At 58.8% G+C, this 12,143-nt stretch carries 4 protein-coding genes; all 4 read left to right on the top strand.

Annotation, left to right across the window (positions count from 1 at the left end; translation table 11 throughout):
* Positions 1-406 precede the first annotated feature (406 nt).
* The 4 genes from ABX749_RS07270 (at position 407) to ABX749_RS07255 (ending at position 11,997) form a co-directional block, all read left to right on the top strand.
* On the top strand, positions 407-1,432 hold the full coding sequence (locus ABX749_RS07270; protein WP_372895386.1) for a DUF5658 family protein: 1,026 nt from the start codon (positions 407-409) through the stop codon (positions 1,430-1,432).
* A gap of 1,018 nt (positions 1,433-2,450) precedes the next feature.
* Positions 2,451-6,173: a DNA-directed RNA polymerase subunit beta gene (gene rpoB / locus ABX749_RS07265; RefSeq protein ID WP_372895385.1), complete on the top strand. Its 3,723-nt coding sequence runs from the start codon at positions 2,451-2,453 to the stop codon at positions 6,171-6,173.
* A 213-nt stretch (positions 6,174-6,386) separates the two neighbouring features.
* A complete protein-coding gene (rpoC, locus tag ABX749_RS07260) occupies positions 6,387-10,793 on the top strand; it encodes a DNA-directed RNA polymerase subunit beta' (protein WP_145209482.1) in 4,407 nt (1,468 codons plus the stop codon).
* Positions 10,794-10,959: 166 nt separating this feature from the next.
* Entirely contained in the window at positions 10,960-11,997 is a 1,038-nt protein-coding gene (locus ABX749_RS07255; protein ID WP_372895384.1) for a lysylphosphatidylglycerol synthase transmembrane domain-containing protein, read from the top strand.
* Positions 11,998-12,143 lie beyond the last annotated feature (146 nt).

Raw genomic sequence — 12,143 nt, 5'->3', positions numbered from 1 at the left:
GACTCGTCGCCTCGTCCACTACACCGACTGCGGAGGACTCGTCGCCTCGTCCACTACACCGACTGCGGAGGACTCGTCGCCTCGTCCACTAGACCGACTGCGGAGGTCTCGTCGCCTCGTCCACTACCCGACTGCGGAGGACTCGTCGCCTCGTCCACTACCCGAAACTTGAGTGCCAATAACCTGCAAATCTTATGCGAAACTTTCGGGGGTCAATCGGATTCAATAACGCAGAGCGCTACGTTTCGCCTTTGGGCTCAGCAAGTTTGTTTCTAGATCGAGGAATCCGATGGACCGCTCAGTGTTTGGCTTTCATTTTGCGTGGCTTGGCCTGCTCGCGGTACTGATGGGGGCCGGGCAGGCGGCCGGAACGGTGAGGGCGGAGTCGGTCGGCGGGAGCCCGAAGATGCAAGGGTTCATCTTTTTGGAGGGGCGGTATGTGCCATCACCCTATGAAGTCGACTTTGACGGGGATGCGTTGACGATCAACGGACGCGAATTCAAGGCAGACGCGTTCGACTTGTCCGACTACGAGGAGCGAGAGCGCGAGCGTGAAGGGCGTTTCGGCCGGCGGCGACCGCGTTGGGGGCGTGAGGCTCGGGTGACACACGGTGATCCACAGGTCCAACGGGTCAACTATACCGAAGAGGCTTGGCGTTTTCGCGAACCTGTGGAAGCTTCGCCCGCGGACCTCTATCGACGGTTCTACGAGGACATTCGGTCGGTCGATTTCGGCATGATCGTTGTCCTGTATTCGGGAGAGCGGCCGCGGATGCTTTATCCCGAACAGGGAGGGATGGATTTGCTTCGCGCCTTGCGTGACTCCGACGGCCCGGCGGCGATGACGCAAATTTCCAGTCGTGTGGAACCGACCGATGCGAGTTTGAGTCGATTGTTGACGGAATTCCAGCCGACTCCGGAATTCAGCGAGCATGTGGAAGCGAAGCTGAAGAAATTCGATCAAGCGGAAGCCGACGGCGAGCGGGTGACCGCAGCGACCCATTGGATCTCCAAAATCTCTTACCCGTTGACGGTATTCGCGATGGCGGTGGTGGTGCTCGGCTTCGGCCACTTGCTGTCCAACCGCCCTCAGATCGAGAGTTCGGCAACGGATCCGACCGACTGGTCCAAGCATCGCAAGGTGGTGGGGCAATCGTTGTTGATTGTCGCGTTGCTGTCGGCGGTGGATTTGATTTGGACGTTGGGGACTGCGAACGCGGGGCTGATGCGCGAGCTCAATCCGTTGGGCAGCGGGATGATCGCCGAACCGGTTCGCTTGTTCTTGTTCAAGGCGACGGTCACGGGGATGTCGATCGGCATTCTGTATCGGCTGCATCGACGACCGGTCGCCCAGGTGGCGTCGTGGTGGTGTTGTTTGCTGCTGACGCTGTTGACGGCCCGCTGGGTGATGTTTCAGTCGATGTTTCTGTAACCGGGCTGTTTCCCCAACGGGGCTGACGGTTAGCAGACAACGCTGTGAAGCATTTAATCCCTGCGTTTGACGAGGTGTTAGCGGCAGGGCGCAAGCCCTCCGGTCCCTCCTCGTCCCCGAGACACCGGAGGGCTCGCGCCCAATGCCACTTACTTTGCCGGTAGACCGGGGGCTTTTGTTAGCGGCAGGGCGCAAGCCCTCCGGTCTTTCACGCCGGATACCGGACGGCTCGCGCCGTTCCGCTACCTCCCTTAGCGCCAACGTAAGTGGCATTGGGCTCGCGCCCTACCGCTAGAAAAAATGCTTCACGGCGCTGGTTAGCAGGACCCGGAATTTCACAGCATTTGAGCGACAGAATTTGCGGCGACGCCTCGGGGCAGGGCGGGGCCGTCCGGTTCAAAATTTCGTCAATTTTCTCACTTGGCCCAAAAAACAGCGGCGGGGGGCTGGTGGCGACCGGCGGTGAGTGTCGCTAAGTTGTTTGGGTGCAGAGGTTTGCGCTGAAAACGAAAGTCCCAGCACAATCCGGGCCAGTCGAGCGGGTTGGGCTTTCGTAAAAGTGGCCGTTGTGATATTCTCCCACATCGAGCCTAGGTTCCAGCCGTCTATATCCGTGTCGATGGCCCAATTTTATCCGCATTGATCGTCAGGGATGCCCGCCCGTGCGTTCTGTGATTGTATCAAAACCGCGGACCACTATTGGTCAGATTGTTTTGGCGAACGCGTTTCCCGCAACCGAATTGATGATTCCTGTTTCTGCCGCGTCGCGGCGGGGACCGGTCTTGGCGATCGCTGTTTGTGGATATAGCGACTCTGGGTCCTGGCTTCAACGTTTCCGGCCCAATTCTTTCCAGCGACCCAATGTCCGCCAATCCGATTCGCCACGTCAATCGGAAAATCGAACCTTTCGGGGTCTTTGTGTTGTCGCAGCAGCAGTGCTTGTAGCAGTTCGGTCGAAACCCATTCGATAGCCGTCCGAGATCATGGATCTCAAGTCCAGCAGGAGCTTTCTTTACCGATGGCAGTTACGTCCCAGCGTCGTCTGATCCCCACAACCGTACGTCACTTTGGAACCGATCTGGGCGGCTTTGAGCTGCCCGATCTGACCGCCTTGCAGACGGCTTCCTACAAGGAATTCTTGCAAGAAGACGTCAACTCACTTGCTCGCGAAGACAAAGGGCTTGAAAGCGTCCTGCGAGAAATTTTCCCGATCGCCAGCTACGACGGGAACATCACGCTTGAGTACTTGCGTTACGAGCTGGGCAAACCTCGCTACACCAGCCAGGAATGCCGGCAGTTGCGTCTGACTTACGGGATGCCGCTTCGGATTTGGCTGCGGCTGAATCGCGAAGAGCCCCATGAGGAAGAGGTGTACTTGGGTGACATGCCGATCATGATGGGTGGCGGCGAGTTCATCATCAACGGTGCCGAGCGCGTCGTCGTCAGCCAGCTTCACCGCTCGCCCGGTGTCGATTTTGTCTGGGATACGGACACGACGACCGACCGCAAATTGCCTTCGTGCCGGGTGATCCCCGAACGCGGCAGTTGGGTGGAGTTCAACGTGACGAAGAAAGACGCGTTGACCGTCCGCATCGACCAGAGCGGAAAGTTCGCGGCGACCACGTTGTTGCGCGCGATGGACCCGAAGTACTCGACCGACGCCGACATCCTGCAAGCGTTTTACCCGACCCGCACCGAGAAGCTTTCCAGCATCAAGAGTGCCGCGAAGATCGAAGGCAAGATCGCGGTCGACGATGTCGTCTTCCCCAGCGGTACCGAGCGGGCCGGTGAAATCATCATCGAAGCCGCCCACCGGATCACCAAAGAGATCGCCGAAGCGATTTGCGTCGCCGGTGTGACCAGCATCCAGTGCATGGACGCCCCCAAGGTCCCGGTGATCTTCAACACGCTGATGGAAGACAACACCGCCAGCCACGAAGAAGCGTTGCTGCGAATCTACCAACGGCTTCGTCCCGGCAACCCGCCGCAACTGGAAAAGGCGCGTGTCCTGTTCGAAGAGAAATTCTACGACGACAACCGCTACCGTCTCGGCAAAGTCGGCCGGTTCCGTTTGAATCGAAAGCTCGGTTTGGGCGTCAGCGAGTCGGTGATGACGCTGCGACCGGACGACATCATTGAATCGATTCGCTACCTGATCGAACTGTTCGACCCGGACAGCGATGCGGAAATCGACGACATCGATCACCTGGGCAACCGCCGACTGCGAACGATCGACGAACTCGCCTGCGAAGAACTCCGCAAAGGATTCTTGAAACTGCGCCGCACAGTGCAGGAACGGATGAGCGTCAAAGATGCCCAAGACATGACGCCGCGATCCCTGATCAACCCCAAGAGCGTCTCCGCGGCGATCGACTATTTCTTCGGCCGCGGCGAGCTGTCTCAGGTCGTTGACCAGACCAACCCGCTCAGCCAGTTGACGCACGAACGACGTCTGTCGGCACTCGGCCCGGGCGGTTTGAACCGTAAGCGAGCCGGTTTCGAAGTCCGCGACGTGCACATCTCGCACTACGGACGGATCTGCCCGATTGAGACCCCTGAAGGCACGAACATCGGTCTGATCAGCTCGTTGGCGATCTACGCCGGCGTCGATGACTACGGATTCTTGATCACCCCCTATCGCTGCGTCAAAGAAGGCGTGGTGACCGACGAAGTGGTGTGGTTGCGTGCCGACGAGGAAAACGAAGCCTATGTGGCTCCGGCCGACACCGAGGTCAAGGATAAAGCGTTGGTCCCCGGACCGAACTTGATCGCCCGGGTCCGGAGTGACTTTAAGATCGTTCAGCCCAATCAGGTCAACTACATGGACGTCGCGCCGAGCCAAATGGTGGGCGTTTCGGCCGGTCTGATTCCGTTCCTCGAGCACGACGATGCCAACCGCGCGTTGATGGGTTCGAACATGCAGCGACAAGCCGTTCCGTTGCTGGTCGCCGAGCCACCGATCGTCGGCACCGGGATGGAACGCCAGGTCGCACGCAACAGTGCGATGGTGGTCCGTGCCCGCCGCGCCGGCAAAGTCACCTATGTCGATTCCAGCCGGATCGAAATCGGCAGCGATCACTACGAGCTGAAGAAGTACCAGGGGCTCAACGAACGCACCTGTCAAAACCAAAAGCCGTTGGTGCGGCTGGGCGATGACGTCACCCAAGGTCAGATCATTGCCGACGGTGCCGCGACCCGTGACGGAGAACTGGCGCTGGGGCGAAACGTCCTGGTCGGCTTCATGTCTTTCGACGGATTCAACTACGAAGACGCGATCATCATCAGCGAAGAACTGGTGCGGAACGACACCTACACGTCGATTCACATCGAAGACTTCGACGTCGAAATTCGCGAAACCAAACTCGGCCGCGAAGAGTTCACGCGGGACATCCCCAACGTCAGCGAAAAAGCGCTTCGCAACCTTGACGAAAACGGGATCGTCCAAGTCGGAACGTACGTCAAACCGGGCGACATCCTGGTCGGCAAGGTTAGCCCGAAAAGCAAGACCGAACTGACGCCGGAAGAGAAGTTGCTGCACGCGATCTTTGGTCGCGCCGGTGAAGACGTCAAGAACGACTCGCTGGAAGTCCCTTCGGGGATCGAAGGCATCGTCATCGACACCCACAAGTTCTCCCGACGCATGAGTCTGTCTGAAGACGAGCGGAAGGAGTTCGAGCGTGAATTGAAGGAAGTCGAGGCGGCCGGTAACGCGGAAATCGCCAGCACCTTTGAATCGCTGGTCCGCGACCTGGAAGAAGCCGCCGGCGTGAAGCTGAAGGATTCCACCGGAACGCCACTGGCCGACGGTCAGGATCCGAAGTTCGTCGCCGAACGCGCGATCGCGTTCCGACTCGATCACATCATGGATCAGGTCAAGGGCGACGACAAACAGGAAGCGGTTCAGAAGGTTTACGACACCCAGTGGTCCAACGTCGAAGTGGCGATCGATCTTCGCGACCGAAAGCTCAACAGCATGAAGCGCGGCGACGAACTCCGCAGCGGCGTGCTGCAGATGGCCAAGGTCTACATCGCCACCAAGCGTGTGATCAGCGTCGGTGACAAGATGGCCGGTCGGCACGGAAACAAGGGTGTGATCGCCAAGATCTTGCCGGTCGCCGACATGCCGTTCTTGCCGGACGGAACGCCGCTGCAGATCTTGCTCAACCCGCTGGGCGTTCCCAGTCGGATGAACGTCGGCCAGATTCTCGAAACGCACTTGGGATGGGCCGGGGCGAAGTTGGGCTTCCAGTCCATCACGCCGGTCTTCAACGGTGCCAGCGAAGAAGACATCAACGAGGCCCTGGATGAAGCGGGATTGCCGCGTCACGGGAAAGTCCGCTTGATCGATGGACGCACCGGCGAAGCGATGGAGCAGGAGACGACGGTCGGCTACATCTACATGCTGAAACTGCACCACCTGGTCGACGACAAGGTTCACGCACGAAGCACCGGTCCTTATTCGTTGATCACGCAACAACCGCTCGGCGGAAAGGCGCGCTTCGGCGGCCAACGCTTCGGCGAGATGGAAGTCTGGGCTCTGGAAGCTTACGGTGCCGCGTACATCCTGCAGGAACTGTTGACCGTCAAGAGCGACGACGTGGAAGGCCGCACCAAGATTTACGAATCGATGGTCAAGGGAGAGAACACGCTGGAAGCCGGTACGCCGGCCAGCTTCGACGTCTTGACCAACGAGATCCGTGGATTGGCGCTGAACATGCAACTTGAAAAGAGACCGATTTAGAGCTCTGCGAACAGCTGGCTGCGTCCACCGCGCAGTCAGCTCGGCCGTCACGGCGGACGGGTCGATTGCGACCGGTCTGCGGCGACGGCTCGGCGGCCCATCCTGCCGCCGCCCGCCTACTCAATCGCCGCAACCGCACCCTCCGGTTGCGGCCACCTTCAATACAAATCAATAGCTAACTGCTAACCGCTAACTGCTAAAGGCTTTCATATCATGTCGATTGGCGAAACCAGCAACTACGATCGCATCAACGATTACGCGTCGGTCCGAATCTCTTTGGCCCGACCGCAGGACATCAAGAGCTGGTCGTTTGGTGAAGTCAAAAAACCGGAAACGATCAACTACCGGACCTATCGCCCCGAAAAAGACGGGCTGTTCTGCGAGCGGATCTTCGGCCCCGAAAAGGACTGGGAATGCGCCTGCGGCAAGTACCGGGGCATGAAGTACAAGGGCATGATCTGCGACCGCTGTGGCGTCAAAGTCACGCACAGTCGCGTTCGCCGCAAACGAATGGGCCACATCGATCTGGCCGCCCCGGTCGTGCACATCTGGTTCTTCAAAGCGATGCCGTCGCGGTTGGGCAACCTGCTCAACATGAAGACCAGCTCGCTCGAGAAAGTGATCTATTTCCAGGACTACGTGGTCGTTGATCCGGGCCAAACCGATCTGGAACATCAGCAATTGCTGACCGAAGAGGAATTCCGCGCCGCTCGCCAACAGTACGGACCGGGAACCTTCGAAGCCGACATGGGTGCCGAAGCGGTTCGCAAGCTGCTCAACCAGTTGGACCTGGTTCAACTGTCCGAACAATTGCGGATCGAGCTGGACGAAACCGGCAGCAAGCAAAAGAAAAAGGACCTGACGAACCGCTTGAAGATCGTCGAATCGATCCGCGACAGCGACAACCGTCCCGAGTGGATGGTGCTGGACGTGATCCCGGTCATTCCTCCGGACCTGCGGCCGTTGGTGCTGCTGGACAGCGGTAACTTTGCGACCAGCGATTTGAATGACCTGTATCGACGGATCATCAACCGCAACAACCGGCTGCGAAAGTTGGTCGATTTGAATGCGCCCGAGGTGATCATTCGCAACGAAAAGCGAATGCTGCAACAATCCGTCGACGCGTTGTTTGACAACAACCGTTGCAAGCGTCCGGTGCTGGGTTCGTCCAACCGGCCGCTGAAATCGTTGACCGACATGATCAAGGGGAAACAAGGTCGTTTCCGCGAAAACCTGCTCGGCAAGCGAGTCGATTATTCGGCACGGAGTGTGATCGTGGTCGGCCCGCGACTGAAATTGCACCAATGTGGTCTGCCCAAAAAGATCGCGTTGGAACTGTACCAGCCCTTCATCATCCGCCGCTTGAAAGAGCTCGGTCACGCCGACACGATCAAGTCGGCCAAGAAGATGTTGGAGCGAAAGGACGAAGAGGTCTGGGATATCCTGGAACAGGTCATCACCAACCACCCCGTCCTGCTCAACCGAGCCCCGACGCTGCACCGGATGGGCATCCAGGCGTTCGAGCCCACGTTGGTCGAAGGCAACGCGATCAACTTGCACCCGTTGGTTTGTAAGGGTTTCAACGCCGACTTCGACGGTGACCAGATGGCCGTCCACCTGCCGCTTTCGATCGAAGCTCAGGTCGAAGCCCACACGTTGATGATGAGTACGAACAACGTGTTCGCACCGTCCAACGGGAAACCGATCATGAGTCCTTCGCAGGACATCGTGATGGGTTGCTACTACATGACGTGCGAATTGCCCGATCGCAAGGGCGAAGGCATGACGTTCGCCGGGTACGACGAAGTTGAATTCGCGTATGCCCAGGGCATCGTTGACTTGCACGCCAAGATCAAGATGCGTCTGCCCAAGCACCAACGTCTGAAAACGGAAAACGGCGACGCCAAATACGGCGCAATCATCGAGACCACGCCGGGACGCGTTCGGTTTAACGAAATGCTGCCCGACGGCATGGATTTTTACAACCGCGCGATGCGCAGCGGCGACTTGGCCAGCGCGATCAGCGACTGTTATCAACGACTCGGTCGTCGCCCGACGATCCACCTGCTCGATGACATGATGCAGATGGGTTTCCGCGAATCGACCCGCAGCGGTCTGTCGTTTGCAACCGATGACTTGGTCACGCCGGAATCCAAAGTCGGCTTCATCAAGGAAGCGGAAAAAGAAGTCATGCGTCTGAAGAAGGCGTACGACCGCGGTCAAATGGCCGACGACGAACGCTACAACATGGTGCTCGACGAATGGACCAAGGCGCGGGAATTGATCACGACCGACATGATGGCCGCGATGGAGTCCGACGTGCGGAAGGGCGGTTGGTACATCAACCCCGTCTTCTTGATGAGTCACTCCGGTGCTCGTGGTGGTATCGCCCAAATTCGTCAGTTGGCCGGGATGCGTGGTCTGATGGCCAAGCCGACCGGGGAGATCATCGAGACGCCGATTAAGGCAAACTTCCGTGAAGGCCTGTCGGTATTGGAATACTTCAGTTCCACGCACGGTGCCCGAAAGGGTCTGGCCGACACGGCACTGAAGACCGCCGACAGCGGTTACCTGACCCGGAAACTGGCTGACGTCGCGCAGAACGTCGTCATCACCATGGACGATTGCGGCACCACCCAAGGGATCACCAAGGGCGTCGTTTATCGCGGTGAAAAAGTCGAAGTCCGGTTGTCCGATTCGATCAACGGACGCGTCAGCCGCAAGTCGATCGTCAACCCGGTGACGGACGAAGTCGTCGTCGGCGAAAGCGAAATGATCACGCCCGAAATCGCTCGCAAGATCGAGCAGATGGGCTTGGAAAAACTGCAAGTCCGTTCGCCGATGACCTGCGACGCACCCCTGGGTGTTTGCCGCCGCTGTTACGGAATGGACATGTCGACCGGTGCCATGGTCGAAGAGGGCATGGCGGTGGGCATCATCGCCGCACAATCGATCGGCGAGCCCGGCACCCAACTGACGATGCGGACCTTCCACATCGGTGGTTCGGTCAGCAAGGCGATGCAGGAATCCGACATCAAGAGCAAGAAGGCCGGTGAGGTTCGGTTGACGCGGATCCGTGCGGTCGAAAACGCCGAAGGTCGCAAGGTCGTTCTGACGCGTAACGGTGAAATCGCACTGGTCGATGATCGCGGGCGTGAGTTCGAAAGCTATCCGATTCCGACCGGGTCGATGCTGATGGTCGAAGACGGCCAGAAGGTCAAACCCGGCGAAACGCTTTGCGAGTGGAACCCGTACTCGGTGCCGATCCTGTCGGAAGTCTCCGGTAAAGTCCGTTTTGAAGACATCGTCGAAGGCGAGACGGTTCGAACGGAGAAAGAAGCCAGCGGTAAGATGCGAATGGTCGTCGTCGATCACAAGGGTGACTTGCACCCCCAGATCGTCGTCGAAGACAACACCGGCAAGGCGTTGAACGTTCAATTCCTGCCGGAAAAAGCGACCATCTCCGTCGTCGACGGCCAGGACATCGTGCCCGGTAACGTGCTCGCCGAAATGCCGCGTGACAGCGGTGGTGTTTCCGACATCACCGGCGGTCTGCCGCGGGTCACCGAGATCTTCGAGGCTCGTAAGCCGAAAGATCCGGCGATCATCGCCGAGGTCGACGGTGAAGTGGAAATCATGCCCGAAAAGAAACGCGGCAAGACGACCGTCGTCGTTCGCAGCGAATCGGGCATCGAACGCGAACACTTGATCCCGACCGGCAAGCACTTCCTGGTGCACACCGGCGACATGGTCAAAGCCGGCCAGTCGATCGTCGATGGACCGCTGGTGCCGCACGACATCCTGCGGGTTTCCGGTGAAGAAGCGGTTCAGCAGTACCTGTTGCACGAAATCCAACAGGTCTACCAATCGCAGAAGGTCGAGATCAACGACAAGCACTGCGAGATCATCATCGCTCGCATGTTGCGGAAGGTGAAGGTCGAATCGCCCGGTGACACCAGCCTGTTGCCCGGATTGGTGATCGACCGATTCCAGTTCCGTCACGCCAATCAAGAGCTGTCCAAGTGCATCAAGATCGCCAACGCCGGCGACAGTGATTACACCGAGGGCACGATCATTCCGAAGGATTTGTTCGAAGAAACCAACGCCAAGATCGAAGCCGAGGGCGGCACCCCGATGAAAGGCAAGCGGCCCAAGAAGGCGACCGCCAGTACGCAGTTGCTGGGGATCACCAAGGCGGCCGTCCAGTCGAACTCGTTCATCTCGGCGGCGTCGTTCCAGGAAACCACCAAGGTGTTGACCGAGGCCGCGTTGGCGGGCAAGGTCGACAAACTGGTCGGTCTGAAGGAAAACGTCATCCTGGGACACCTGATTCCCGCCGGTACCGGTTTCCGCTTGTTCCAAGAATCGGAAGTCAACTACCGACGCGAAGCACTCGAAGCCTTGGCTGAAGCACCCGTGCAAAGCCTGGAAGAGCAATTCCCGCTGTTGGAAGCGGGTGACGAGGTCCTCGGGCCTGGCGCTCCGGTCGATCAAGCGTCAAGCGACGCCGAAGCGGCGATGCAACAATTGATGAACGATCCGACGCCTGCGACCGATTCGGACGCGAGCGGTCAACCGCCGGTTTCCGACGGTGACGGGGAAACGGTTCTGGGCGAGTAGAGACCGCCCCGAACGGGATCAATCAAACCTGTCGTGTTCCGATGTGGGAGAGGCTTTCGGCCTGTCTGGAATCGGAACCGACAGGCTGGAACTCTTCCCCAGCTATTTTCCGTCTGATCTGTCTCAGCATTGACCCTTTTTCAGGCGGCCGACTATTCTGCCGCCCATGAAATCCAAGCGTCAACTCTTTGCAACGTTCTTCAAAATTGCGATCCCGCTGGGGATCATCGTTTTCCTGCTGTACCGAGTCGAACCGCAGCAGTGGGAAACGCTCTCGCAGCACGACAAGAACTATCCGCTGCTGGTGGGCGCGTTGCTGGTCGCCGTTGCCGCGATCAGTCTCTCGTTCGTCCGCTGGTGTTTGCTCGTTCGCTGCCAGGGGATCGAGCTGACGATTTTGGAAGCGTTCCGTTTGGGCGCGATCTGTTTTCTGCTGAATTTTGTTTCCGCCGGTAGCGTGGGCGGCGACCTGTTCAAAGCGATTTTCTTGGCCAAGCGTCGGCCTGGCCGTCGCGTTCAAGCCGTCGCGTCGGTGTTGGTCGATCGTGGAGTCGGGCTCTATGGGCTGCTCTTGCTGGCTTCGATCGCGTTCTTTTTTCAGCCCGCTGGTGATGCGTCCGCACTCGGCGGTGAGGAGATGCATCAACTGAAGCTGGGGACGGCCATCCTGGTCGGTGTCGGCACGGCCGTGTTGGCGGGATTGGTGTTTGGCGGGCGAATCGTCGATCGCTTGGTCCGCTGGGGCGAGACGCTGCCCTTGGTCGGCGTGGTGATTCACCGAATCGGTCCACCGCTGCGAATGTTTCATGATCACCCGGTCGCGTTTGGGATTTCGATTTTGATGAGTATTGGCGTGCACGGCATGCTGACACTCAGCATGTACTTGATCGCACGCGGGCTCTATCCGTCGGTTCCCTCGCTGGGCGATCACTTCATCATCGTGCCGATCGGGATGTTGGCTTCGGCGCTGCCCCTGACGCCCGCCGGGATCGGGGTGTTCGAGGCCGCGATCGAGTGGCTCTACAAATTAATTCCCTCCGAGCCGACCGACGCATCGGGGACGTTGATCGCGCTGGTCTTTGAAATGGTCAAAGTGATCATCGCGATCATCGGCACGGTGTTCTACTGGACCGCGGGCGCCGAGGTGAAAGAGAGTTTGGAAGAAGCCGAGCATGCCGAGGAAAGCGGCGAGCACTTGGAATAGGCCCATGATCGACCGGAGGGCTTGCGCTGGGCCGCTAAAACGTTGGTATTGACACTCTGTTTGGTTTACGCGACTTCGCTTCCTTTTTGATTTCGTCACCGCTCGGCCTCGCTTCAGCCGAGACAGGATGGGGCGTGAGGCACCTG

The organism is Stieleria sp., assembly GCF_041595215.1.
GTDB classification, from domain to species: Bacteria; Planctomycetota; Planctomycetia; order Pirellulales; family Pirellulaceae; genus Stieleria; species Stieleria magnilauensis.
Note: the sequence above shows the minus strand (reverse complement) of the source record. Positions and strands in the feature narration are given on the sequence as shown.

Coding starts and splice junctions, on each gene's coding strand:
- rpoC (WP_145209482.1), top strand. CDS start 6,387: ATGTCGATTGGCGAAACCAGCAACTACGATCGCATCAACGATTACGCG.
- ABX749_RS07255 (WP_372895384.1), top strand. CDS start 10,960: ATGAAATCCAAGCGTCAACTCTTTGCAACGTTCTTCAAAATTGCGATC.
- ABX749_RS07270 (WP_372895386.1), top strand. CDS start 407: ATGCAAGGGTTCATCTTTTTGGAGGGGCGGTATGTGCCATCACCCTAT.
- rpoB (WP_372895385.1), top strand. CDS start 2,451: ATGGCAGTTACGTCCCAGCGTCGTCTGATCCCCACAACCGTACGTCAC.